We start from the raw sequence: 24321 nt of genomic DNA, 5'->3' as shown, positions 1-24321 counted from the left end.
GGGGGCCGGCAGGTCCAGCCCTCCTCAGGAGGAGAGGGAGGAGGACGACGCGTCGCCGGTTCGCGCCAGGGCCAGCGCCGCCAGGACTGACCTTGCCTTGGTCACCGTCTCCTCCAGCTCCTCCTGCGGGTCGGACAGGGCCGTGATCGCCCCGCCGACGCCGAAGGTCACGTCGCCGTCGTGCCAGGTGGCCGTCCGGATGACGATCGAGGTGTCCATGGAGCCGTCGAGGCCGATCCAGCCGACCGCGCCCGAGTACACCCCCCGTGCGGCCCCCTCCAGCCGGTCGATGATCTCCATCGTGCGCACCTTGGGCGCCCCGGTCATCGAGCCGCCGGGGAAGCAGGCACGCAGCACGTCCGTCGGCCCCATCCCGTCGACCAGCCGTCCCCGCACGGTCGAGACGAGCTGGTGCACCGTCGCATAGCTCTCCACGGTGAAGATCTCCGGCGCGTGCACGCTCCCCGGACGGCAGACCCGGTGCAGGTCGTTGCGCAGCAGGTCCACGATCATGAGGTTCTCCGCACGGTCCTTCTCCGCCGTCGCGAGGTCTGCGGCCAGCGCCGCGTCCTCGACCGGGTCGGCCGCGCGCGGGCGGGTCCCCTTGATCGGCCGCGCCTCGACGCCTCCGTCGGCGTCCACGGAGACGAACCGCTCCGGGGAGCATCCGAGCACGCTCACGTGCGGCGAGCGCAGCCACACGCCGTGGGGCACCGGGCTGACGCTCCTCATCGCGCGGTACAGCTCGGCCTCGCCCACCCCCGCGTCCGGCGCCGACCAGGTCGTCGTCAGGCAGATCTCGTAGGACTCCCCCCGCGCGATCTCCTCCTGGCAGCGGCGGATCAGGTCCAGGTAGGCCGCCGCGTCCTCCCGGGGTGCGGCCGGCACCGTCCCCGTCCCTGGAGCGACCTCCCCCGGGCCTCCCGGTCCTCGTCGCACGTCGGGACCCGGGCCCGCCACCGGCCGGGACCGCTCCACCACCCGTCGCACCTGCCCCACCCAGTCCCGCTGCTGCCGCGCCGGCGACCCCGACCCGTGAGCATCGTCCTCGAGCCACACCGCCCACACGTCGCCCGACGCGTGGTCGAGCACGACCCCCCGGTCGGCGAACAGCAGCCAGGCGTCCGGCCACGGCGACCGGTGCGCCGACGTCCCACCGGTCTCCGCCTTGAGCTCGTAGCCCAGGTAGCCGACGTAGCCCGGCCGCCACCCGAAGGGCACGTCCGGCACGGGCCCGACCAGCTCCCACCGGGAGAGCTCGGTGTCGACCCGGTCCAGGAGGAGCTCCCCCTCCCCCACCCGGTGGACCAGCTCGTGCGCCAACGGCCCCTCGCCGTCGACGACGACCGACCATCCGCTGCCGTCCGAGGCGTCCAGCCAGACCGACGTCGGCGCCTCTCCGACGAGCCCTTCCCGGAGGCGCCAGGGGTCCACCGGGCCGGGCACGCGGCATACCTCGACCCGCACGCGCCGCCCCCCGCCCGGGTCGGGGTGCGGCGCCAGCGCGTCCCCCACGGCCACGGTGCCGGCGTTCTGCCCGGCGGGCCCGAGCGGAACGCCCGCCAGCCGCAGGAAGTTGGCCAGGATCAGCCCGCCGTGCTCGGACAGGACCGACTCGGGGTGGAACTGCACGCCCCACTGCGGGGCGGAGGGGTCGGCGAGCGCCATGACCGACCCGTCGTCCAGGGCCCGCGCGGTGACCCGCAGGCCGGAGGACACGGGCTCGGCCACGTCGAGGGAGTGGTAGCGCACCACCCGCACAGGGTCGGGCACGCCCGCGAACAGCCCCGTCCCGTCGTGGGTGACCTCGCTGACGATGCCGTGCCGCGGCACCGCCATCTGCCGCACGACGTCCCCTGCGCGGTGCGCCATCCCCTGGTGGCCCAGGCACACGCCCAGCACGGGCACCTCCCGCTGCCGCAGCGCCAGCTCCGACAGACCCATGTCGGTCGCGACCTGGGGCCGCCCCGGCCCGGGACCCACGACGACCGCCGCGAAGCTCCTCAGGTCCTCGGCCGTGGCCGGGTGGTCGTGGCCCCACACCACGGGCGGCCGCCCGAGCACCCGGTGGAGCAGGTCGGCGACGTTGTAGGTGAAGCTGTCGACGTTGTCGACGAGCAGGACGGGCCGGTCCACGCGCCCGGCTCAGCCCCGCGGTCGGAGCCGGACGTGGGGCAGCGCCGGCGCGGGCAGGGAGTCCCCCGGGTAGTCGACCGCGCCGAACCTGCCGTCCTCGGCATGGCCGAGCTCGGCCTGCCACTGCTCGCGCGCCTCGACGACGTCGTCGTGGTTGCGGCCGACGAAGTTCCACCACATGACGATCTCCTCGCCGAACGGCGTGCCGCCCAGCAGCACCACCCGGGCGCCGTCGGCCCCGGCGGCCAGCTCGAGGGTGTCCCGGCCGGGGGGCAGGTGGAGCAGGTGCGCGGTCGGCACGTCCTCGTCGGCGACCCGCACCTCGCCGCGGTCCAGCAGCACCCCGTGCTCGAAGGTCGGGTCCAGGTCCAGCACCAGGGACGCGTGCGGGTGCAGCACGATCTCGGCCCCCAGCAGCGGGGAGTATGTCGTCACGGGGCTGACCGCCCGCGTGCCCGCCAGGCCCAGCTTCCCGAGGAAGACGCTGGCCACCGCCCCGTCCACCTCGACCGGCCCGGGGACGTGGTGGACGAAGGACGCCTCGACGTCGGCGTGCTCGGCCGGCAGCGCGGTCCACAGCTGCACGCCGTGCAGCACCGTCGTCGAGGACGTCGACACCTCGCTGTGGCACACCCCGTGGCCGGCGGTCATGAGGTTCAGCTCCCCCGGGACCACCATCGCGTGGACGCCGGTGCTGTCCCGGTGCTCGATCTCGCCCTGGAACAGCCAGGACACCGTCTGCAGGGCGGTGTGCGGGTGGGGCGGCACGACCATGCCGCCCGTGTCGGCGACGTCGTCCGGCCCGTAGTGGTCCACGAAGCACCACGCCCCCACCATCGTGCGTCCGCGGGCGGGCAGGGTGCGCCGCACCCGCATCGCCCGGGGACCGCCGAGCGGCACCTCCCGGGGCGGGACCAGCTCGGGCCGGTCGTGCGCCTCCTCGCCGCAGACCCGCTCCGGAGGGTCCTTCTCCAGGGTGCTCATCCCCCCAGTGTGGCAGGGCGCCTCCGCCCACGTGACCCACGTCATCCCGTCGTAGGTGGCCGCCGGAGGGAAGAATCCGGGTCGCCAGGGCGCTGTCCACCCCATGACTGCGCCCACGCCCACGCCCGCCTCGACCCACCGCGTCGTCGTCGTCGGCTCCGGCTTCGGCGGCCTGTTCGCCACCAAGGCCCTCGACGAGCCGGAGGTGGCCGTGACGATGGTCGCCCGCACCAGCCACCACCTCTTCCAGCCGCTGCTCTACCAGGTGGCCACCGGGATCCTGTCCGAGGGCGTGATCGCGCCCACGACCCGGGACGTGCTCGCCAGCCAGGACAACGTGCAGGTCATGCTGGGCGACGTCACCGGCATCGACCTCGAGGCACGCACCGTGACCGCCGGCACCGTGGGCCAGGAGACCGTCTACCCCTACGACAGCCTCATCGTCGCCGCCGGGGCCAACCAGTCGTGGTTCGGCAACGACAGCTTCGCCGAGTTCGCCCCCGGCATGAAGACCATCGACGACGCCCTGGAGCTGCGCGGCCGCATCTACGGCGCGTTCGAGATGGCCGAGGTGGCCGCCGCCGCCGGCCGGCACGACGCGGTCCGCCGGCTGCTGACCTTCGTCGTCGTCGGCGCCGGGCCGACGGGCGTGGAGATGGCCGGCCAGCTGGCCGAGCTCTCCCGCCGGACCCTGACCAAGGAGTTCCGCCACATCGAGCCCGGCTCGGCCCGGATCATCCTGCTCGACGCGGCGGACGCGGTCCTCAGCAGCTTCGGCCCGGGGCTGGCCACCCGCACGAAGCGGGACCTGGAGAAGGTCGGCGTCGAGGTCCGGCTCAACACCATGGTGGTGGACGTCGACGCCGGCGGGCTGGAGGTGCGCACCCCGGACGGCTCGACCGAGCGGATCGAGGCGACCACCAAGGTCTGGGCCGCCGGCGTGCAGGCCAACCCGTTGACGAGGACGCTGGCCGAGCAGTCCGGCGCCGAGCTGGACCGGGCCGGGCGCATCGCCGTCAACCCCGACCTCACCCTCCCGGGCCACCCCGAGGTCTACGCGGTCGGCGACATGGTGGCCCTCGAGGATGTCCCCGGCGTGGCCCAGGGCGCGATCCAGATGGGCCGGCACGCGGCCGACCAGGTCCTGCGCCGCCTGCGCGGGGAGGAGACGGGCCAGCCGTTCGAGTACTTCGACAAGGGCTCGATGGCCACGATCTCCCGCTTCCGCGCGGTGATGAAGCGCGGCCGGATCGAGCTGACCGGCGTGCCCGCGTGGGTGGCCTGGCTGGCGGTGCACCTCTTCTACATCATCGGCTTCAAGTCCCAGGTCACCACGCTCATGCACTGGGCCGTGAGCTTCGTCGGCCGGGACCGCTCCGAGCGCACCGTCACCGAGCAGCAGGTGCTGGCCCGGCTGGCGATGGAGTACCTCGGCGAGGACTTCCTGCGCACGTCCCTGCGCAAGGAGCCGGTGGAGCGCCGGACGCTGACCCGCCACCCGTCCGACGAGACGTCCGTCGACGAGGAGCCGGGCGGGCAGAGCTCCTAGGTCAGCCCTGCCCCGCCCCGCCCGGCCGCAGGACCATGGGCAGGTGCGGGATCCCGTCCTCGACGAAGTCGGGGCCGGACCGCACGAACCCGAACCGGGCGTACCACCCCTCCAGGTAGGTCTGCGCGTCGAGGACCACCTGGGCCTGCCCGGACCGGCGCAGCGCCGCCCGGACGAGCGCGTCGGCATACCCCTGCCCCCGGTGTCCCCGCACGGTGGCGACGCGCCCGATCCGGCGGGTGCCGCCCTCGTCGGTGAGCAGCCGCAGGGTCGCCACCGGGGTGCCCCCGACCTCCACCCACAGGTGCTCGGTCGTGGCGTCCGCGTCACGGCCGTCCAGCTCGGGGTAGGCGCACTCCTGCTCGACGACGAAGACGTCCACCCGCAGACGGAGCAGGTCGTGCAGGGTGGTCGGGTCGAGGTCGCGCAGGCGGGCGGCGCGCACGTCGGGAGCCATGCAGGGAGGGTATGCCGTCGCGCCAGGGGCGGGCGCGGCCTACCGTGGCTGCCATGCCGATCGAGCCCGTCGACGCCCTGCGCCGGATCGCCTACCTGCTGGAGCGGCACCGCGAGTCCACCTACCGGGTCGAGGCCTACCGCACGGCGGCCGCGGCGATCCTGCCGCTCGGCGAGGACGAGGTGCGCCGCCGGGTCCGGGAGGGCACGCTCCGCGAGCTGCCCGGGGTCGGGGCCTCCACGTCGGCCGTGGTCGAGCAGGCCGTCACCGGGGCGGTGCCCGACAAGCTCGCCGAGCTGGAGCGCACGCACGGCGGCCCGCTGGTCGAGGGCGGCGAGGCGCTGCGGGCCCGGCTGCGGGGCGACCTGCACACGCACTCGTCGTGGTCCGACGGCGGCTCCCCGGTCGAGGAGATGGTGGCCTCGGCGATGGAGGCGGGGCACGAGTATCTCGCGCTGACCGACCACTCCCCCCGGCTGACGGTGGCCAACGGCCTGTCCGCGGCCCGCCTGCGGCGCCAGCTCGAGGTCGTCGACGCGGTCAACGCGCACACGGGCGCCTCGTTCACCCTCCTCAAGGGCATCGAGGTGGACATCCTCGACGACGGGGAGCTCGACCAGGACCGCGACCTGCTGGCCCGGCTCGACGTCCGGGTCGCCTCCGTGCACTCCAAGCTGCGGATGGAGCGGGCGGCGATGACCCGCCGGATGGTCGCCGCCGTCCGTGACCCGCTGACGAGCGTGCTCGGGCACTGCACCGGGCGGCGGGTGATGCCGCGGGCCGGCGACCGGGGCGGGGAGGGGCGCAGCGGCGGGCGCACCAGGCCGCCGAGCGAGTTCGACGCCGAGGCCGTGTTCACCGCGTGCGTCGAGTCCGGGACCGCGGTGGAGATCAACTCCCGGCCCGAACGGCAGGACCCGCCCGACGAGCTGATCACGCTGGCGCTGGAGCTGGGCTGCCTGTTCGCGGTCAGCACCGACGCGCACGCCCCCGGCCAGCTCGACTTCCTGGCCTACGGGTGCGAACGGGCGCAGCGCCTGGGCGTGCCGGTCGAGCGCGTGGTCAACACCTGGCCGGTGGACCGTCTGGTGGACTGGGCCCGCCCCTGACGGAATGCCGCCCCGGGGTCCGCCTGTTGGCCCTGACATGCGTATCGCACTCGTCGGAGCCCATGGCCACATCGCCCGCCTCGCCGGACCCCTGCTCCAGCAGGCCGGCCACACCGTCAGCGGGATCGTCCGCAACCCCGACCACGAGACCGACGTCCGCGAGGCCGGCATGGAGCCGGTCGTCGCCGACGTGGAGCAGCTCGACGTCGGCGGCCTCACCCGCCTCCTCGACGGGCACGACCTCGTCGTCTGGTCCGCCGGGGCCGGCGGCGGCAACCCCGAGCGCACGCTGGCCGTCGACCGGGACGCGGCGATCCGCTCGATGGACGCCGCCCAGGCGGCCGGCGCCGAGCGCTACGTCATGGTGTCCTACGCCGGTTCCCGCCCCGACCACGGTGTGCCGCAGGACAACCCGTTCGCCACCTACGCCGACGCCAAGGCCGCCGCCGACATGCACCTGCGCGAGAGCTCCCTGGGATGGACGATCCTCGGCCCGAGCCGCCTGACCGACGACCCCGGCACGGGGGCGGTCGAGCTCGTCACGGCCGACGGCTCCGGGCGGCCCGCCGAGGGGTTCGAGGGTGGCGAGGTGCCCCGGGCCGACGTGGCCGCCGTCCTCGCCGCGGTCGTCGAGCGGCCCCGGCTGGCGGGCACCACGCTGGTGTTCAACGGTGGCGACGTCCCCGTGGACGCGGCCCTGGACACGGTCCTCGACGGCCGGCCGGACGCCTGACGGGACCCTGGCCGCACCGCATTTTGGCGTCCGGCCCGGCATCCCGTATGCTCTCTCACTGTCCTCAACGGAACCGAGCAGGGCTTCTGAGCGAGGGACCGGGCAGGACGGGTCCCCATCGTCTAGTGGCCTAGGACCCCGCCCTTTCACGGCGGTAACACGGGTTCGAATCCCGTTGGGGATGCACAGGTCTCGTCCTGTTACGAGGCCCCGTGGCGCAGTTGGTTAGCGCGCCGCCCTGTCACGGCGGAGGTCGCGGGTTCGAGTCCCGTCGGGGTCGCAGAGAGTGCGGCGTGGCTCCTGGTCCAAGGACCGGGGGTCACGCCGGTGCACTACTCGGGCCAGGTAGCTCAGTTGGTACGAGCGTCCGACTGAAAATCGGAAGGTCGGCGGTTCGACCCCGCCCCTGGCCACGGCGACAAGCCGCGGGGCGCCCCTGAGACCCCCGCGGCTTTCGCGCGTCCGGGGCCGGTGACGACGCCCGGCGCGTCCGGTGACGACACCCCGGCATGATGTGATTTAGCGCACGTGGGCCTTGCCCAATTGCATCCCCACCCGCCCCTGTGGTGAAGTAAGGGTTGCCTTGCCTCAACGATGTTGCGCAAGCAGACCCTGTCGCATCACACCTCGGGAGACCCGATGACCCTCCGCGCACCGCGCACCGTCGCCACCCTCGCCGCCCTCGCCGCGCTCGGCCTCACCGCCTGCGGCTCCGACGCCGAGGAGCCCGCCGGGTCCGACGCCACCGGCACGGACGGCGCCGACGGCACCGACGGCACGACCGAGGACGCCGCCGCGAGCGCCCCCGCCGAGGGTGACGGGACGGTCACCCTCTACAGCGGCCGCAACGAGGACCTGGTCCAGCCCGTCCTCGACGCCTTCACGGACGAGACCGGGATCGAGGTCGAGGTCCGCTACGCCGACACCGCCGCGATGGCCGCCCAGATCCTGGAGGAGGGCGACAACTCCCCGGCCGAGGCCTTCCTCGCCCAGGACGCCGGCGCCCTCGGGGCCGTCGCCAAGGAGGGGCGTCTGCTCGAGCTGCCGCAGGAGACCCTCGACCTGGTGCCGGAGACCTACCGCTCCCAGGACGGCGACTGGGTCGGCCTCACCGGCCGGGCCCGGGTGCTGGTCTACAACAAGGACGCCGTCGCCGAGGACGAGCTGCCCAGCTCGGTCCAGGAGCTGACCGAGGACGAGTGGGCCGGCCGCGTGGGCATCGCCCCGACCAACGCCAGCTTCCAGTCCTTCGTCACCGCGATGCGGGTCCAGGAGGGCGACGAAACCGCCCGGCAGTGGCTCACCGACATGGCCGCCAACGACCCGCAGGTCCGGGAGAAGAACGGCATTATCGTCGCCGACGTCGACTCCGGCGCGATCGACACCGGCCTGGTCAACCACTACTACCTCTACGAGCTCGCCGAGGAGCAGGGCGTGCCGGCCGAGGAGCTCTCCGCCGCGCTGCACTTCTTCCCCGACGGCGACACCGGTGCCCTCGTCAACATCTCCGGCATCGGCCTGGTCGACGAGCAGCCGGACGGCGAGGCCCAGGCGCTCGTGGACTACCTGCTCTCCGAGGCGGGGCAGACCTACTTCGTGGAGAACACCCACGAGTACCCCATGGTCGAGGGCGTCGAGCCCGACGCCTCGCTGCCCCCGCTGGACAGCCTGGACGTGCCGGACATCGACCTCAACGACCTCGACGACCTCCAGACGACGATCGAGATGATCTCCGAGGCAGGCTTGCTCTGACCCGACGACCGCACCCAGCGCTCACCGCCGGGGCCCTCGTGGCCACGGCGGTGGCGCTCATCCCCCTGGGCTACCTGCTGCTGCGGACGGCCCAGGGGGGCCTGTCGTCCTGGTGGGACACGGTCGTCACCCCCCGCACCGCCACGCTGGCGAGCACCTCCCTGCTGCTCGCCGCCGTGGTCACCCTCGCCTGCCTGGCCATCGGGGTGGCCGGTGCGTGGCTGGTCACCCGCTCCGACGTCCCCGGCCGACGGCTCCTCGCCGTCCTGCTGGCCCTGCCCCTCGCGGTGCCCAGCTACGTCGCGGCCTTCACCTGGGTCTCGGTGGCCGACCTGTGGTCCGCCGACCCCGGGACCCGGTTCGAGGGATTCACCGCCGCCGCCGTGGTGCTGACCCTCTACACCTACCCCTACGTCTACCTGCCCGTCGCCGCGGCGCTCGTGCGCGTGGACCCCGGCCAGGAGGAGGTCGCCCGGTCGCTGGGCCGCGGCCCCTGGAGCACCCTGACCACGGTCACCCTGCCGCAGGTGCGCCCCGCGATCGCCGGCGGCGCGCTGCTCGCCTCCCTCTACGTGCTGGCCGACTTCGGGGCCGTGTCCATCCTGCGGGTGGACACCTTCACCCGGGCGATCTTCACCGCGTTCAACGCCGGCTTCAACCGGACGATGGCGCTGACCCTCGCCACCCTCCTCGTGCTCATCACCCTGGTCATCCTGTGGGGCGAGGGCCGCACCCGCCGGGCGGGGGCTCGGTTCTCCTCCCCGCGGGTCGTGCGCCCGGCCCGCGCCCTCCACCTGGGGGTATGGCGCTGGCCCGCCCTGGCAGGTCTGGTCGCCGTGGTCCTCGCTGCCCTGGGCGTGCCCGCCCTGTCCCTGGTCCGGTGGATCGGCGACGGCACCTCGGGCTCCCAGGCGTGGGAGCGGCTCGGGGAGGCCGCGGTCGGGTCCTTGACCGCCGCCGGGGCCGGGGCGCTGCTGACCATGGCCCTCGCCCTGCCCGTGGGCATCCTCGCCGCCCGGCACCCGGGGCGCCTGTCCGCGGCCCTGGAGCGGGCGGCATACCTGGCCCACTCCCTGCCGGGCGTCGTCGTCGGCCTGTCGCTGGTGTTCTTCGGCGTCACCGTGGCGCTGCCGTTCTACCAGACGACCTGGCTGCTGGCGCTGGCCTACGCCACCCTCTTCCTGCCGCTGGGCGTCAGCGCCGTGGCCTCGGCGGCCGGCCAGGCGCCGCCCTCGCTGGAGGAGGCCGCCCAGGCGCTGGGCACCAGCCCGGCGGCGGTGTTCCGCCGGGTCACCCTGCCGCTGACCCTGCCGGGGATCGGCGCGGGCGCGGCGCTGGTGTTCCTCACCGCGATGAAGGAGCTGCCGGCGACCCTGCTGCTGCGACCCACCGGCACCGAGACCCTGGCGACCAGGCTGTGGAGCGCCACGGCGATCGGCCGCTACGCCGAGGCTGCCCCCTACGCCCTCGTCCTCGTGGCGCTGGCGGCGATCCCGACCTGGCTGATCACCCGGCGCAGCGGCATCCTGCCGGCGGCCGCGGCCGACGGGCCGGCCGTCGAGGTGGCCGAGCTCGAGGAGCCCGAGGTCGATCTCGTGAGAGGCATGCAACCATGAACCTGACCATGACGACGTCCACCACCCGTAAGCCGACGCAGGCCCGCGCGGCCGCGCACGCCGTCGAGATCGTGGGCGTGAGCAAGCGGTTCGGCGACGTCACGGCCCTGGACGAGGTCTCCCTGCAGCTGGACTCCGGCGAGTTCCTCGCCGTCCTCGGCCCGTCGGGTTGCGGCAAGACGACGCTGCTGCGCTGCATGGCCGGCTTCGAGCGGATCGACAGCGGGCGGATCGCCCTCGACGGCCGGGCGGTCGCCCTGCCGGGGATCCACCTGCCTCCCCACCGTCGCCAGGTCGCCGTCGTCCCCCAGGAGGGGGCGCTCTTCCCGCACCTGTCGGTGGCCGAGAACGTCGGCTTCGGCCTGTCCCGCCGCGACCGCCACCGGTCCGCCCGGATCGCCGAGTGCCTCGAGCTGGTCGGCCTCGGCGGGCTGGGGGCCCGCATGCCGCACGAGCTCTCGGGCGGTCAGCAGCAGCGCGTCGCCCTGGCCCGGGCCCTGGCGCCGCGGCCGCCGCTCGTGCTGCTCGACGAGCCGTTCAGCGCCCTCGACGCCTCGCTGCGGGTCGACCTGCGCCGCGACGTGCGCCGCGCCCTGCACGAGGACGGCGCCACCGCCATCCTCGTGACCCACGACCAGGCCGAGGCGCTGTCCATGGCCGACCGGGTCGCGGTCATGCGCGACGGCCGGGTCCGTCAGGTCGGCACGCCGGAGGAGGTCTACGGCACCCCGGTCGACGCCTGGGTCGCCTCCTTCGTCGGCGAGGCCGACCTGGTCGACCTCGTCGACGAGACCGCCACCGAGGTCCGCACCCCGCTGGGCCGGGTCGAGGTGCTGCCCGGCGTGCCCGGGGCCACCCGGGTCGTGGTCCGTCCCGAGCAGGTCCAGCTGGCCCCCGCCGACGACCCCGCCCGACCGGCGCCGGAGGGGTCCGTCCGCGCTCGGGTCACGACGGTCGACTTCCACGGGCACGACGCCCTCGTGACCCTCGAGCTCGCCGGCGGGCTCACCGCCCAGGCGCGCACCGGGGCCTTCCCCCCTGCCGTGGGGGACACCGTCGACGCCTGGGTGGAGGGGCCCTGCCGGGCGGTGCCCGGGGCGGAGACGTGAGCGGCCCGGCCGCCCCACGGGCCGGCTCGCGGTCCGCCCAGCGGGTCGGCCCGGTCAAGGCGCTGGCCCGGGACCCCCGGGTGCTGCGCGTCGGGATGAACGCCTGGCCGCCCTTCCTCTTCTCCGGGATCCACGTGCAGCACATCGCCGAGGACTTTCGCGAGGTCGCCGTCCGGCTGCGGCACACGCCGCTGACCAGCAACTACGTCGGCACCCAGTTCGGCGGGTCCATCTTCGCGATGTGCGACCCGTTCTGGATGCTCATGGTCATGCGCAACCTCGGCCGGGGCTACGTCGTGTGGGACCGGGCGGCCGAGGTCGAGTTCCTCGCCCCGGGCCGTGGGCCGGTGGGCACCACCTTCCACCTGACGCAGGAGGTGCTCGACGAGCTGCAGGTGCGGGCGGACGACGGCGACCGGGTGCTGCGCTGGTTCGACAACGAGGTCGTCGCGGACGACGGGACCCTCGTCGCGCGGGTCCGCAAGCAGGTCTACGTCCGGCGAGCCAGGGGCTAGGCCCCCTCGACCGTGAGCCGGGCCACGTCGGCCACGACGGCGGCCAGGTGCCCGGTCCGGCGCAGGACCTCCCGCTGCCGCGTGGCCTCGCCCCCCTGCCGGAGGACCCGGCCCATCCCCTCCTCCACCAGGGCCAGGTCCCCGGTCTCCACCAGCGCGGGACGCACGAAGGTGACCAGGTCGCCCATCACCCGGCCCGCCGGCGCGAGCCGGCCGGTGGCCGGGTGCACGAGGTGGCCGGTGAGCCCGGCCCGCGAGGCCTGCCAGGTCGCGGCCCGCAGGGTCGTCGTCCCGGCCAGCGGACGGTCCCGCACCGCGGCACCGTCCACAGTGCTCCCGTGCGCGGCCACGGTCTCCACGAGGGCCCGGACCAGGACGGCGAGCAGCACGGTCACCCGCACGTCCGGGCAGACGTCGGCGACGCGGACCTCCACCGTCGACTGGTGGTGGGACAGCCGGGCGTCCAGGTAGAGACTGCCCCGGTCGAGGATCACCCCGGTGTCCAGCAGTCCGTCGACGAGGGCCCGGTAGCCCTCGGCCGTGCCGACGATCGGCGGCGGCCCCCCGGAGGGCCAGCGGGCCATGAGCTGCCAGCGGTAGCTGGCGTAGCCGGTCTCCTCCCCGCCGGCGAACGGCGACCCGGCGGACAGGGCCAGCAGGGCCGGCAGCCACTCCCGGACCCCGTCGAGCACGACCGCCCCCTCGTCCTCGTCGGCCACCTCGACGTGGACGTGGCAGGCGCAGGTCAGGTGCTGACGGGCCAGGGCGCCGTAGGCCTCGAGGATCCGCCCGTAGCGCTCGACCGGCCGGACGACCCCGCGCGTCGGTAGGGGTGAGGTGCTCAGCCCGGCAGGGACCGCCCCCCGGTCGCCCGCCCTGGCGGCGACCTCCGCCCGGGAGCCGAGCAGGTCGGCGCGCAGGGCCTGCGACGTCGCGTGGGGACGGGTGCGCGTCTCGATCATCTGCTCGAGGAACTCCCCGGTGATCTGGTCGTCGCTCTCCCGCAGGATCTCCCCGGCGACGGGCACCAGCTCGCCGGTGCGCACGTCGACCAGGAGCAGCTCCTCCTCCACGCCGACGGTGCGCATCCGCCCAGTCTCCCCCTAGGGCGCCCCCACCGCGTGCCGAAGCAGCCCGTGCAGGGTGACCAGCCCGTCGCGGGAGAGCACCGACTCGGCATGGCCCTGGATGGTGGCCACCCCCCGCCCGCGCAGCGCCACGACGCCCTGGCCGTCCTCGTGCAGGGCCGTCTCGAGCTCCCGCCCGGCCAGCACCGGAGCCGCTGCCGAGGGGCGGGCGACGAAGGTGTTGTAGAACCCGACGAGCCGGCGCACCCCCCACAGGTCGACGGGCAGCTGCACCCCCTGGTTGGGCCGGTCCAGCGCCGAGATCTCCAGGCCGGCCAGGTCGCACAGCACCTGGTGGGACAGGCACACGGCCAGCAGCGGCCGGTCGGCCTCGAGCCGGGCCAGGGCCAACGCGCGCAGGCGGGCGATGCGCGGGTCGCGCCGCCGCGTGGGGTCGCCCGGCCCGGGACCGAGCAGCAGCAGGTCCACCTCCGGGTCCAGCACGTCCGCCACCTGCACGTCCTCCCACCGTCGGACGGTGGCGACCATCCCGACGTGGCGGACCATGTGGGCCAGCATCTGGGTCCAGGTGTCCTCGGCGTCGACGACGAGCACCCGCCGGCCCGCGAGGTCGGGGTCCGGGCGCACCTCCTGCGGCGAGAGCCAGAACGGCGAGAGGGTCTCGTTGCGCGCGGCCAGGGCCTCGGCGACGCCGGGCAGGGAGGCGAGCTGCACGGCATACCCCTCGCCCCGGCGCTCCCGCAGCCCGAGCGCGGCGAGCATGCCGCGCGCCTTGGCGCTGGTCTCCTCGACCTCCGAGCGCGGGTCGGAGTGCCGCACGAGGGTGGCGCCGGCGCTGACGGTGATCGCGCCCGCGTCGTCGACGTGGGCGGTGCGGATGAGGATCGGGGCGTCCAGCCGCTCCCCGCCCTCCTCGTCGAGGTCCACGAGGGCCAGCACCCCGGAGTAGTAGCCGCGGCCGCCGGGCTCGTGCCGGCGGATCACGCTGCAGGCGTTCTCCATCGGCGAGCCGGTCACCGTCGGCGCGAACATGGTGGCGCGCAGCACGTCCCGCACGTCGGCCTCGCTGGAGCCGTCGAGGAGGTACTCGGTGTGCGTCAGGTGGGCCATCTGCTTGAGCAGCGGGCCGGTGATCCGGCCGCCGTCGGAGCAGATCTGGGCCATCATCTTCATCTCCTCGTCGACCACCATGAAGAGCTCCTCGGTCTCCTTGGTGTCCTGGACGAAGTCGGTGAAGGCGGCCGTCACCACGCTGCCGTCGGGGTCGGCGCCGCGAGGATGCCGGAAGGTGCCCGAGATGGGGTTCATCCACACCCGGCCGTCCTTGACGCTGACGTGCCGCTCGGGGGTGGCGCCGACGAGGGTGTGGCCGGGGGTGTGCACCGCGAAGGTCCAGTAGGCGCCCCGCTCGTCGGTCAGCAGCGTCCGCAGCCAGGTCAGCGCCGCCAGCGCCGGGTCGGTCCCGGTGCGGCACAGCACGTCCCGGCGGATGACGAAGTTGGCGCCCTCGCCGGTGCCGATCTCCTCGGTGATGACCCGCTCGACGATCCGGGCGTAGTCGTCGTCGGAGACGCTGAAGCGCTCGTCGGTCACCTCGACGGGGACCGTGGGCAGCGCGGCGACGAGCTCGTCCACGGGCAGGTGCTGGTATGCCGTGGGGCCGGCCGGGCGCAGCACGCGCAGCGGGGTGCCGTCGTCGTGGGCGGCGAAGCCGCGCTCGGTGATCTGCCGGTAGGGCACGAGCGCCAGCACGGGCTCGCCCTCACGCGGCCGGGGCAGGTCGGCCAGACGGGAGAGGTCGACGACGTCGCCGACGATCACCTCGGCCCCCTGCTGGCCCTCGCGCCGCAGGACCGCCCAGGACTGGCCGGCGGGGTCGGCGAGGATCTGGTCGAGGGGGCGGGATGGCATACCGGTCATCCTCCCATCCCGGGGCGTCTCGGCCTGCGCGACCGCGGCCGGTCGTCGCCCGTGCCGGGGACCACGACCGGCCGCGTCGTCTCAGCGCGTGACCGCACCCTCCGAGGCGGACCCGACGAGCCGGACGTACTTGCCCAGCACGCCGCGGCGGGCCCGCTCGGGCGGCTCCGGCGGGGTCCAGGCCGCCCGGCGCCGCTCCAGCTCGGCCGGCTCGACCTCCAGGTCGAGCCGGCCCTGCGCCACGTCGAGGACGATCGGGTCGCCGTCCTGCACCAGCGCGACCGGGCCGCCGTCGGTGGCCTCCGGGGCGATGTGGCCCACGCACAGGCCGGTCGTGCCGCCGGAGAAGCGGCCGTCGGTGACGAGCAGGACGTCCTTGCCGAGCCCGGCGCCCTTGATGGCCCCGGTGATCGCGAGCATCTCGCGCATCCCCGGACCGCCCTTGGGCCCCTCGTAGCGGATGACCACGACGTCGCCGGCCGAGATGGTGCCGGCCTCGAGGGCGTCCATCGCGGCCCGTTCCCCGTCGAAGACGCGGGCGGTGCCGCGGAAGACGTCGGAGTCGAAGCCGGCCGACTTCACGACGGCTCCTCCGGGGGCCAGCGACCCCTGCAGGATCGTCAGCCCGCCGGTGGCGTGGATCGGGTTGTCCATCGTCCGCAGGACCGTCCCGTCCAGCGGCGGGGCGCCGAGCTCGCGCAGGTTCTCGGCCACCGTCCTCCCGGTCACCGTCATCGCGTCGCCGTGCAGCAGGCCCGCGTCGAGCAGGGCCTGCATGACAACCGGGATGCCGCCGATCCGGTCGATGTCGACCATGACGTGCTGGCCGAACGGCTTGACGTCCGCCAGGTGCGGGACCTTGGCCCCGATCCGGCGGAAGTCGTCCAGGGTGAGCGGCACCTCGGCCTCGCTGGCGATGGCCAGCAGGTGCAGCACCGCGTTCGTCGAGCCGCCGAAGGCCATCGTCACCGCGATCGCGTTCTCGAACGCCTCCCGGGTGAGGATCTGCCGCGCCGTCAGCCCGGTGCGCAGCATGTTCACCACGGCCTCCCCGGACCGGCGGGCGAACCCGTCCCGGCGCCGGTCCGTAGCGGGCGGCGCCGCCGACCCGGGCAGCGACATGCCGAGGGCCTCGGCCGCCGCCGCCATCGTGTTGGCCGTGTAGAACCCGCCGCAGGCGCCCTCGCCGGGGCAGATCGCCCGCTCGATGGCGTCGACGTCCTCGCGCGACATCAGCCCGGCGGCACAGGCCCCGACCGCCTCGAAGGCATCGATGATCGTCACCTCCCGCTCCGAGCCGTCCGAGAGCCGGGCCCGCCCGGGCAGGATCGACCCGGCGTAGACGAACACCGAGGCCAGGTCGAGACGCGCGGCGGCCATGAGCATCCCCGGCAGGGACTTGTCGCAGCCGGCGAGCAGGACCGACCCGTCGAGCCGTTCGGCCGACATCACCGTCTCGACCGAGTCGGCGATGATCTCCCGGGACACCAGGGAGTAGTGCATCCCCTCGTGCCCCATCGAGATGCCGTCGGAGACCGAGATCGTGCCGAACTCCAGCGGGTAGCCGCCGGCGGCGTGCACCCCGTCCTTGACCGCCTTGGCGAGCCGGTCCAGGGACAGGTTGCACGGCGTGATCTCGTTCCAGCTGCTGGCCACGCCGACCTGGGGCTTGACCCAGTCGTCGTCGCCCATGCCGACGGCCCGGAGCATGCCGCGCGCGGCGGTCTTCTCGAGGCCGTCGGTGACGTCCCGGGAGCGGGGCTTGGGGTCGACCCCCGGCGTGCCGGTCGTGCTGGACGGCTCAGTCACGCGCGGCCGACCCCTCGACGTAGTCGCTGTCGTGCGACTTGACCCAGGCCATCATCCCGCGCAGCTCCTTGCCGGTGGCCTCGATCGGGTGCTGGGCGCCCTTCTCGCGCAGCGCCTTGAACTCCGGCGCGCCGGCGTCCTGGTCCTTGATGAACCGGTCCGCGAACGACCCGTTGCGGATGTCCTCGAGGACGGCCTTCATGTTCTCCTTCACGCGGCTGTCGATGACGCGCGGCCCGGAGACGTAGTCGCCGTACTCCGCGGTGTCCGAGATCGACCAGCGCTGCTTGGCGATGCCGCCCTCGTACATGAGGTCGACGATGAGCTTGAGCTCGTGCAGGCACTCGAAGTAGGCCACCTCCGGCTGGTAGCCGGCCTCGGTGAGCGTCTCGAAGCCGTACATGACCAGCTGGCTCATCCCGCCGCAGAGCACCGACTGCTCGCCGAAGAGGTCGGTCTCGGTCTCCTCGGTGAAGGTCGTCTCGATGCCGCCGGCACGCAGGCCGCCGATCGCCGAGGCGTAGGACAGCGCCAGCGCCTTGGCGCCGCCGGTCGCGTCCTGCTCCACCGCCACGAGCACCGGCACGCCGCGCCCGTCGACGTACTCCCGGCGGACCAGGTGCCCCGGGCCCTTCGGCGCCACCATGCACACGTCCACGCCGGCCGGGGGCTTGATGTAGCCGAACCGGATGTTGAAGCCGTGGCTGAAGAACAACGCCTTGCCGTCGGACAGGTGCGGCTCGACCGCCTCGGCGTAGAGGTGGCGCTGCACGTGGTCGGGGACGAGCACCATGATGACGTCGGCCTCGGCGCAGGCCTCCGCCGGCGTCATCACCGACAGGCCCTCGGCCTGCGCCTTGGCCCGGCTCGAGCTGCCCTCGGCGAGCCCGACCCGGACGTCGACGCCGGAGTCCCGCAGCGACAGCGCGTGCGCGTGCCCCTGGCTGCCGTAGCCGAGCACGGCGACCTTCCGGCCCTGGATGATGGACAGGTCGGCGTCGTCGTCGTAGTACATGGTGGCCATCGGCGTGTTCTCTCCTGTGGTGGTGGGGGGGGTGGTGCGGGGTGTGGGGTCTGGCTGAGGGTATGCGGCGGGGCCGGCTCAGAAGGCGGCGGCCGCCATCGCGCCCACCGGGCGCGGACCGTTGTCGTTGATCTCCCACAGCTGGGTGCGGATGGCGTCGGCGTCGTCCAGCTCCTGGATGTGGATGACCTCGACCAGCTTGTCGAGCTGGCTGGTGACCTTGTGCAGCTGCTCGGCGTTGACGTTGACCACGATGGTCATCCGGGAGACCTTGTTGTCCTCGGTCGGGCCGACGACCAGGTGGTCGATGTTGAAGTTGCGACGGGCGAACAGGACCGAGACCCGGGCGAGGACGCCGGGGTTGTTCTCGACCAGGACGGACAGGGCGTGGCGGTTGCGGTCGGGTCGCATGGGAGTGCCTTTCGTGGTGGTGCCGGAGCGGCGGGGGAGGGTGGAGGGAGAGGGTCGGTGGGCCTCGGGGGCCGTGGGGACCTCGCGGTCGGGGAGCGGGTAGTCGTGGAGCAGGGTCATCACTCGTCCTCGCCGAAGTCGGGGGTCAGGTCGCGGGCGTGCTGGATGGCGTCGTTGCTCGTGCCGGCGGGGACCATCGGCCAGACCATCGAGTCCTTGCTGACCCGGAAGTCCACGACGACGGGCTGGCCGTCGACGGCCATCGCCTGCTCGATCGTGCGGTCGACGTCCTCGCGGGTGTCGCAGCGCAGCCCGACGCAGCCGTAGGCCTGGGCCAGGGTGGTGAAGTCCGGGATCTGCGCCGACGGCAGCTGGGAGGCGCTGAACCGCTCGGAGTAGAACAGCGCCTGCCACTGCTTGACCATCCCCAGGGCCGCGTTGTTGATGATGGCGACCTTGATGGGGATGCCCTCGACCGCGCAGGTGGCCAGCTCCTGGTTGGTCATCTGGAAGCAGCCGTCGCCGTCGATCGCCCACACCGTGCTGCCGGGCATGGCGACCTTGGCGCCCATCGCGGCGGGCACGGCATACCCCATCGTCCCCAGCCCGCCGGAGTTGAGCCAGCGGCGCGGCTGCTCGTAACCGATGAACTGGCTGGCCCACATCTGGTGCTGCCCGACGCCGGAGGCGAAGATCGCGTCCGGGCCGGCGAGGACGCCGAGCCGCTCGATGACGTACTGGGGCGCCAGGGCGCCGTCGCTGGGCTCGTCGTAGCCCAGCGGGTAGCGGCTCTTCCACCCGCGGCAGCGGGCGTTCCACGCCGCGTAGTCGTAGGTGGCGCCCTCGGCGGTGCGGCGGGTCCACTCGGTGATGAGCAGCTGGATGGTCGAGCGCGCGTCACCCAGCAGGCCGACCTCGGTGGGGAAGTTCTTGCCGATCTCGGCCGGGTCGATGTCGGCGTGCACGATCTTCGCGCCGGGGGCGAAGGAGTCCTTGGCCCCGGTGACCCGGTCGTCGAACCGGGCGCCCAGGCTGACGATGAGGTCGGACTTCTGCAGGGCGGCGACGGCGGAGACCGTCCCGTGCATCCCGGGCATCCCCATGTGCTGGGGGTGGCTGTCGGGGAAGGCGCCGCGGGCCATGAGCGTGGTGACCACCGGCATCCCGGTCAGCTCGGCCAGGGCGCGCACCTGCTCGTGCGCCTCCGCCCGGATGCAGCCGCCGCCGACGTAGAGGACCGGGCGCCGCGCGGTGAGCATCAGCTCGACGGCGTCGCGCACCTCCTGCGGCGCCGGGGCCGAGGCGGGCCGGTAGCCGGGCATCGGCAGCTGGCGCAGCTCGTCGGTGGCGTGGGCGGTCAGGGCGTCCTTGGTGATGTCGACCAGGACCGGGCCGGGCCGGCCGCTGGCCGCCAGGTGGAAGGCCGAGGCGATCGTCGCGGCGATCTCGTCGGGCCGGGTGACGAAGAAGGAGTGCTTGGTCACCGGCATCGAGATCGAGCGGATGTCGGCCTCCTGGAAGGCGTCCGAGCCGATCGCGGTGCTGGCGACGTTGCCGGTGATGGCCACGATCGGCACCGAGTCCATGTTGGCGTCGGCCAGCGGGGTGACCAGGTTGGTCGCCCCCGGCCCGCTCGTGGCCAGGCACACGCCCACCTTCCCGGTCGCGGCTGCATACCCTTGCGCGGCGTGGCCGGCGCCCTGCTCGTGGCGGACGAGGATGTGCCGGATGCCCTCGGCCTCGTAGAGGGCGTCGTAGAGGGGCAGCACCGCCCCGCCGGGAAGTCCGAAGATGTGCTCCACCCCGACCCGCCGGAGGGTGTCGACGAGCTGCTCCGCGCCGGTGCGGGGGGTGCCGTCCGCCGACCGCCCGCCGGTGCTGCCGGGGGCGGTCACGGTCGCGCCGTCGGTGATGCTGTCGCTGCTCACGGGGGTGGCGGTCATCGTCCTGTGTCCTGACTACGAGGGGTGCTGGGGAGGGTCGGAGGGTGGTCGGGCAACAAAAAACCCCTCGGCCCGGAGGGCTGACGAGGGGAGGACGCGGCGCGGTCTGGGTTCAGGCCGTGGCGCGTCCCTGGCTAATAAGTACGAGAGCGAAGTGCTGCATGGGCGCAACTCTGACCCATCGCTGCCCCGACGTCAACCCTCTGGATGGATATGTGACCGAGCGCACAGGTATGCAGTCGCGCTGTCGCCAGCGCGGGCGACCGGTTCCCGTCGCTATCGATATGACGTTGACATGTCGACACCGCGGGTCGACGATGGAGGCATGACACCGCGACGTGGGGGCTTCGACCCCGAGCAGTTCTTCGGCCCCGAGGGCCCGTTCGGTCCGCGGGGACCGATGGGCCCGGGGGGCATCTTCGGTCCGCAGGGACCGTTCGGCACGGGCGGCTGGCCCGGCGTGGACCTGGGCGGCACCGGGTTCGGCGACCGGCATCAGCACCGCCGCGGCGGCCAGCAGGGCCGCGGGCGTCGGGCCCGCCGGGGCGACGTGCGCAACGCCGTCCTGCACCTGCTCGCCGGCGGCCCGATGAACGGCTACCAGCTCATGCAGGAGATCTCCGAGCGGACGTTCGGCGAGTGGCAGCCCAGCTCGGGGGCGATCTACCCGGCGCTGGCGCAGCTGGAGGACGAGGGACTCATCGAGCAGGTCGAGCACGACGGCCGCAAGGCCTACACCCTCACCGACGCCGGGAGGCAGGCCGCCGAGGACGGGCCCGACCCCGGCTTCGCCGCCGGGCACGAACCGGCCGACCCGTGGGCGGGCAGCGGTCGCGGGGAGGGCGCCCGGACCGGGGCCGGAGGTCGTCGCGGCGGCCGGCGGGAGGCGGGCCGGGGCAGCGGCACCCGGTTGTGGAAGGCCGTCGGCGGGCTGGCCGTGGCCGCGCAGGCCGTGGGCCAGTCGGGCGACGACGGGCTGACCGAGCGCGCGGCCGGGCTGCTGGACCGGACCCGGCGGCAGCTCTACCGGATGCTGGCCGAGGCCGAGGTCGCCCGTGAGGACGACCTCGACGACGACGCTGACGACTGGTCGGGCGGCGTCGACGAGGAGACCGAGCACGTGGACGGCGAGATCATCGAGGACTGAGCCTCCGGGGGCGCCCCTCGCGCGGCCGGCCGGCGGGAACGGCATACTGACCCCATGGCCGATCACTTTGACGTTGTTGTCCTGGGCGCCGGTCCCGGTGGGTATGTCGCGGCGATCCGCGCGAGCCAGCTGGGCAAGAAGGTGGCCGTCGTCGAGAAGAAGTACTGGGGCGGGGTCTGCCTCAACGTCGGGTGCATCCCGTCCAAGGCGCTGCTGAAGAACGCCGAGCTGGCCCACACGCTGCAGCACGACAAGAAGAAGTACGGCATCGAGGGCGACGCCACGATGTCCTACGGCCCGACCTTCCAGCGCAGCCGGCAGGTCTCGGCGGGCATCGTCAAGGGTGTCCACTTCCTCATGAAGAAGAACAAGATCACCGAGATCGACGGCTGGGGCACGCTCACCGGCCCCAAGAGCATGGACGTCGCGCTCAACGACGGGCAGACCCAGCAGCTGGAGTTCGACGACCTCATCATCGCCACCGGCTCGGTCACCCGGATGCTGCCGGGCGTCGAGGTCAGCAAGAACGTCGTCACCTACGAGGAGCAGATCCTCGACGAGGAGCTGCCCGGCTCGATCATCATCGCCGGCTCCGGCGCCATCGGCGTGGAGTTCGCCTACGTCATGAAGAACTTCGGCGTCGACGTCACGATCGTGGAGTTCCTGGACCGGATGGTCCCGGCCGAGGACGCCGACATCTCCAAGGAGCTGGCCAAGCACTACAAGAAGCTGGGCGTCAAGGTCCTCACCGGGACCAAGGTCGAGGCGGTCGAGGACACCGGCTCCGGCGTCAAGGTGAAGGTGAGCAAGGACGGCACGGAGGAGACGCTGGAGGCGGACCGGCTCCTGTCGGCCATCGGCTTCGCCCCGCGCACCGAGGGCTTCGGCCTGGAGAACACCGGTGTCGAGCTCACGGACCGCGGTGCCATCGCGATCGACGACTACATGCGCACCAACGTCGACGGCGTCTACGCCATCGGCGACGTCACCGCCAAGCTCATGCTCGCGCACGTGGCCGAGGCCATGGGCATCGTCGCCGCCGAGGTCATCGCCGGCGCCGAGACCATGCCGCTGGACTACCGGATGATCCCGCGCGCGACCTACTGCCACCCGCAGGTCGCCTCCATGGGCCTGACCGAGCAGCAGGCCAAGGACGCCGGCCACGAGGTGCGGACCGCGAGCTTCCCGTTCACCGCCAACGGCAAGGCGATGGGCCTGGGCGACGCGGTCGGCTTCGTCAAGGTCGTCGCCGACGCCGAGCACAACGAGATCCTCGGCACCCACATGATCGGCCCGGACGTCACCGAGCTGCTCCCGGCCGTCAACGTCGCGCAGACGTGGGACCTGACCGCCGACGAGGTCTCCCGCGTCGTCTTCGCGCACCCGACCCTGGGTGAGGCCGTCAAGGAGGCCATGCACGGCATCGCCGGCCACATGATCAACTTCTGACGCGGGCGGGAGGGCCGGTCGGGATGGCCGCACGCTCCGGCGTGGGGCGTGCCGCCCTGCTCGTCGCCGTCCTCACCGCCGTCTCGACCGTCCTGGGTCTGGTCCGGGACGCCGTCCTCGCCGCCGTCTACGGGGCGGGCCCGCAGCTGGACGCCTGGTTCGTGGCCCTCGGCCTGTCCAGCATCCTGCTCGGTGTCCTCGGCACCTCCCTGACCCGGGCGGTCACCCCCGTCGTGGCCCGGGAGGTGGACGCCGAGGGGGACGAGTGCCGGGGCCATCCCGGCTGGTGGACGGCCACGGTGGTGGGCACCGTCGGGCTGGGCGTCGTCGGGGTCGTCCTCGGTCTGGCGGCGGCCCCGATCTCGGTGGTCCTGGCCCCCGGACTGGCCCGGACCGACGACGGCACGCTCGTCCTGCTGGTCCGGGTCGTGCTGCTCGCGACCGTGCTCATCGCCGCGACCGACCTGCTCGCGGGCCTGGCCCACGGGCACGGGGTCTTCCGCTGGGTGGCCCTGCAGGGCATCCCGTTCAACCTCGTGATGATCGCCGCCGCCGGGCTGCTCGGCCCCCGCTACGGCGTCGCGGCGCTGGCCTGGGGGTTCGTCGTCGGGTCGCTGCTGCGCATGCTGCTGCAGCTGTGGCCCGCCTGGCGGCACCGGTGGCGGCTGGCCACGCGGGTCGACCTGCGCTCCCCCGGCTGGCGCGAGATCGCCGCCATGGTGCCCGCCCTGATGCTCGGCCAGGCCGTGGTCAACGTCAGCACGATCGTCGACCGGGCCGTGGCCTCGACCGTGCAGGAGGGCGCGGTCTCGGCGATCTTCCTCGGCTGGCGGCTGACGAACCTGCCGGAGACGCTCGTCGTCGCCGCCCTCATGGCCCCCCTCTACCCGGCGATGGGCGCGGCCGCGGGCCGACCCCGCGAGCTGCGCGCCCTCCTCCACCGGGGCACCGGCGTGACGCTGACCATCCTCGTCCCGGTGGTCGCCGCCCTCGCGGTGGTCCCGGACCGGGTCGTCGCGCTGGCCTTCGGCCGGGGCTCCTTCGACGAGGAGGCCGTGGCCCTGACCGCCACGGCGGTGGTGTGGTTCCTGCCCGCGCTGCTGGCCGTCGGCTGGCGCCACGTCGTGGTCAGCGCCTCCTACGCGGTCGGCGACACCCGGGGGCCGGTGGCGATCGGCGTCGTGGCCATGGTGGTCAACGTCGTCGGCGACCTCACGCTGGCCCCCGTCCTCGGCGTGCGGGGCATCGTCCTGGCCACCTCGGTCTCGATGCTGCTCGCGGCCGTCCTCACCAGCTGGTACGTCGCCGACCGCCACCGGCTGCTCGACGTGGCCCGGGCCCGCGGCCAGGTGGTGCGGGCCCTCGTCACCGGCCTGGCCGCGGGGCTGGCCGCCGCGGCCGCGGCGGAGGTGCTCGCGGGGTCGCCGGACCTGCTCGTCGTCCCGGTCGTCGGACTCGCCGCCCTCGGCGGCCAGCAGGCCGTCCTGCACCTCGCCCGCTTCCCCGAGCGGCGGGTGGCCGGCGAGGTCGCGGCCCTGCTCATGCGTCGCCGTTGACGGGACGGGGCCCC

Annotated in this window: 19 protein-coding genes and 3 tRNA genes; 13 read left to right on the top strand and 9 right to left on the bottom strand. The window is 73.8% G+C overall.

The features are described 5' to 3' along the window. Positions 1-24 precede the first annotated feature (24 nt). Entirely contained in the window at positions 25-2136 is a 2112-nt protein-coding gene (pabB, locus tag FJR00_RS02315; protein ID WP_141337289.1) for an aminodeoxychorismate synthase component I, read from the bottom strand. Positions 2137-2145: 9 nt separating this feature from the next. Further along, positions 2146-3120 (bottom strand): pirin family protein, encoded by a 975-nt coding sequence (locus FJR00_RS02310; RefSeq protein WP_141337288.1) that lies wholly within the window; start codon positions 3118-3120, stop codon positions 2146-2148. 103 nt (positions 3121-3223) lie between these two features. On the opposite strand from FJR00_RS02310, the gene FJR00_RS02305 reads away from it, so the two are divergent. Continuing rightward, complete coding sequence (locus FJR00_RS02305) at positions 3224-4669, top strand: NAD(P)/FAD-dependent oxidoreductase (RefSeq protein WP_141337287.1); 1446 nt, start codon at positions 3224-3226, stop codon at positions 4667-4669. A 1-nt stretch (position 4670) separates the two neighbouring features. Here the strand turns inward: FJR00_RS02305 and FJR00_RS02300 are convergent, their stop codons facing one another. Further along, the gene (locus tag FJR00_RS02300) at positions 4671-5126 is read right to left on the bottom strand and encodes a GNAT family N-acetyltransferase (RefSeq protein WP_075956718.1); all 456 of its coding nucleotides are present in this window, start codon (positions 5124-5126) and stop codon (positions 4671-4673) included. Positions 5127-5179: 53 nt separating this feature from the next. On the opposite strand from FJR00_RS02300, the gene FJR00_RS02295 reads away from it, so the two are divergent. The 9 genes from FJR00_RS02295 (at position 5180) to FJR00_RS02255 (ending at position 11960) form a co-directional block, all read left to right on the top strand. Next, positions 5180-6235, top strand: a complete 1056-nt coding sequence (locus FJR00_RS02295; protein WP_141337286.1) for a PHP domain-containing protein — start codon at positions 5180-5182, stop codon at positions 6233-6235. Between the two features lie 37 nt (positions 6236-6272). Continuing rightward, positions 6273-6968, top strand: a complete 696-nt coding sequence (locus FJR00_RS02290; RefSeq protein ID WP_141337285.1) for an NAD(P)H-binding protein — start codon at positions 6273-6275, stop codon at positions 6966-6968. Positions 6969-7079: 111 nt separating this feature from the next. Then, positions 7080-7152 (top strand) — tRNA-Glu (locus FJR00_RS02285). A 22-nt stretch (positions 7153-7174) separates the two neighbouring features. Next, a tRNA-Asp gene (locus FJR00_RS02280) sits at positions 7175-7248 on the top strand. A gap of 59 nt (positions 7249-7307) precedes the next feature. Then, positions 7308-7381 (top strand) — tRNA-Phe (locus tag FJR00_RS02275). A 226-nt stretch (positions 7382-7607) separates the two neighbouring features. Continuing rightward, entirely contained in the window at positions 7608-8720 is a 1113-nt protein-coding gene (locus tag FJR00_RS02270) for an iron ABC transporter substrate-binding protein (protein WP_141337284.1), read from the top strand. A gap of 38 nt (positions 8721-8758) precedes the next feature. Beyond that, a complete protein-coding gene (locus FJR00_RS02265; RefSeq protein WP_141337283.1) occupies positions 8759-10336 on the top strand; it encodes an ABC transporter permease in 1578 nt (525 codons plus the stop codon). 8 nt (positions 10337-10344) lie between these two features. Beyond that, entirely contained in the window at positions 10345-11445 is a 1101-nt protein-coding gene (locus FJR00_RS02260; RefSeq protein WP_141337376.1) for an ABC transporter ATP-binding protein, read from the top strand. Next, positions 11442-11960, top strand: coding sequence for a DUF4442 domain-containing protein (locus tag FJR00_RS02255; protein WP_238330259.1), 519 nt, complete (start codon positions 11442-11444; stop codon positions 11958-11960). The genes FJR00_RS02260 and FJR00_RS02255 overlap by 4 nt, the downstream gene beginning before the upstream one ends. Here the strand turns inward: FJR00_RS02255 and FJR00_RS02250 are convergent. The 6 genes from FJR00_RS02250 to FJR00_RS02225 form a co-directional block, all read right to left on the bottom strand. Beyond that, positions 11957-13048, bottom strand: a complete 1092-nt coding sequence (locus FJR00_RS02250; RefSeq protein ID WP_141337282.1) for a carboxylate-amine ligase — start codon at positions 13046-13048, stop codon at positions 11957-11959. The two genes, FJR00_RS02255 and FJR00_RS02250, sit on opposite strands and share 4 nt — an antisense overlap. 15 nt (positions 13049-13063) lie before the next feature. Then, the gene (locus FJR00_RS02245; RefSeq protein ID WP_377465748.1) at positions 13064-14959 is read right to left on the bottom strand and encodes a chorismate-binding protein; all 1896 of its coding nucleotides are present in this window, start codon (positions 14957-14959) and stop codon (positions 13064-13066) included. A 90-nt stretch (positions 14960-15049) separates the two neighbouring features. Further along, on the bottom strand, positions 15050-16777 hold the full coding sequence (gene ilvD, locus FJR00_RS02240; RefSeq protein ID WP_141337280.1) for a dihydroxy-acid dehydratase: 1728 nt from the start codon (positions 16775-16777) through the stop codon (positions 15050-15052). Beyond that, positions 16770-17801, bottom strand: a complete 1032-nt coding sequence (ilvC, locus tag FJR00_RS02235) for a ketol-acid reductoisomerase (protein ID WP_075956724.1) — start codon at positions 17799-17801, stop codon at positions 16770-16772. The genes ilvD and ilvC overlap by 8 nt, the downstream gene beginning before the upstream one ends. Before the next feature lie 78 nt (positions 17802-17879). After that, positions 17880-18332, bottom strand: coding sequence for an acetolactate synthase small subunit (ilvN, locus tag FJR00_RS02230; RefSeq protein ID WP_238330258.1), 453 nt, complete (start codon positions 18330-18332; stop codon positions 17880-17882). Continuing rightward, on the bottom strand, positions 18332-20155 hold the full coding sequence (locus FJR00_RS02225; protein WP_141337279.1) for an acetolactate synthase large subunit: 1824 nt from the start codon (positions 20153-20155) through the stop codon (positions 18332-18334). The genes ilvN and FJR00_RS02225 overlap by 1 nt, the downstream gene beginning before the upstream one ends. A gap of 325 nt (positions 20156-20480) precedes the next feature. On the opposite strand from FJR00_RS02225, the gene FJR00_RS15930 reads away from it, so the two are divergent. From FJR00_RS15930 to murJ, 3 genes are read left to right on the top strand one after another with little or no spacing between them, the layout of a single operon-like run. After that, positions 20481-21302 carry a PadR family transcriptional regulator gene (locus FJR00_RS15930; RefSeq protein WP_202876572.1) on the top strand — a complete coding sequence of 274 codons (822 nt, stop codon included), beginning with the start codon at positions 20481-20483 and terminating at the stop codon, positions 21300-21302. A gap of 54 nt (positions 21303-21356) precedes the next feature. Continuing rightward, positions 21357-22751, top strand: coding sequence for a dihydrolipoyl dehydrogenase (lpdA, locus tag FJR00_RS02210; RefSeq protein WP_141337278.1), 1395 nt, complete (start codon positions 21357-21359; stop codon positions 22749-22751). A 23-nt stretch (positions 22752-22774) separates the two neighbouring features. Next, entirely contained in the window at positions 22775-24307 is a 1533-nt protein-coding gene (gene murJ / locus FJR00_RS02205; RefSeq protein WP_141337277.1) for a murein biosynthesis integral membrane protein MurJ, read from the top strand. The last annotated feature ends 14 nt before the right edge of the window (positions 24308-24321 follow it).

Source organism: Ornithinimicrobium kibberense (assembly GCF_006519705.1).
In the GTDB taxonomy this organism is placed as follows: domain Bacteria; phylum Actinomycetota; class Actinomycetes; order Actinomycetales; family Dermatophilaceae; genus Ornithinicoccus; species Ornithinicoccus kibberensis.
Note: the sequence above shows the minus strand (reverse complement) of the source record. Positions and strands in the feature narration are given on the sequence as shown.

Coding starts and splice junctions, on each gene's coding strand:
- FJR00_RS02270 (WP_141337284.1), top strand. CDS start 7,608: ATGACCCTCCGCGCACCGCGCACCGTCGCCACCCTCGCCGCCCTCGCC.
- ilvC (WP_075956724.1), bottom strand. CDS start 17,801: ATGGCCACCATGTACTACGACGACGACGCCGACCTGTCCATCATCCAG.
- FJR00_RS02295 (WP_141337286.1), top strand. CDS start 5,180: ATGCCGATCGAGCCCGTCGACGCCCTGCGCCGGATCGCCTACCTGCTG.
- lpdA (WP_141337278.1), top strand. CDS start 21,357: ATGGCCGATCACTTTGACGTTGTTGTCCTGGGCGCCGGTCCCGGTGGG.
- FJR00_RS02310 (WP_141337288.1), bottom strand. CDS start 3,120: ATGAGCACCCTGGAGAAGGACCCTCCGGAGCGGGTCTGCGGCGAGGAG.
- FJR00_RS02305 (WP_141337287.1), top strand. CDS start 3,224: ATGACTGCGCCCACGCCCACGCCCGCCTCGACCCACCGCGTCGTCGTC.
- FJR00_RS02250 (WP_141337282.1), bottom strand. CDS start 13,048: ATGCGCACCGTCGGCGTGGAGGAGGAGCTGCTCCTGGTCGACGTGCGC.
- FJR00_RS02245 (WP_377465748.1), bottom strand. CDS start 14,959: ATGCCATCCCGCCCCCTCGACCAGATCCTCGCCGACCCCGCCGGCCAG.
- FJR00_RS15930 (WP_202876572.1), top strand. CDS start 20,481: ATGACACCGCGACGTGGGGGCTTCGACCCCGAGCAGTTCTTCGGCCCC.
- murJ (WP_141337277.1), top strand. CDS start 22,775: ATGGCCGCACGCTCCGGCGTGGGGCGTGCCGCCCTGCTCGTCGCCGTC.
- FJR00_RS02225 (WP_141337279.1), bottom strand. CDS start 20,155: ATGACCGCCACCCCCGTGAGCAGCGACAGCATCACCGACGGCGCGACC.
- FJR00_RS02300 (WP_075956718.1), bottom strand. CDS start 5,126: ATGGCTCCCGACGTGCGCGCCGCCCGCCTGCGCGACCTCGACCCGACC.
- FJR00_RS02260 (WP_141337376.1), top strand. CDS start 10,345: ATGACGACGTCCACCACCCGTAAGCCGACGCAGGCCCGCGCGGCCGCG.
- ilvN (WP_238330258.1), bottom strand. CDS start 18,332: ATGACCCTGCTCCACGACTACCCGCTCCCCGACCGCGAGGTCCCCACG.
- FJR00_RS02290 (WP_141337285.1), top strand. CDS start 6,273: ATGCGTATCGCACTCGTCGGAGCCCATGGCCACATCGCCCGCCTCGCC.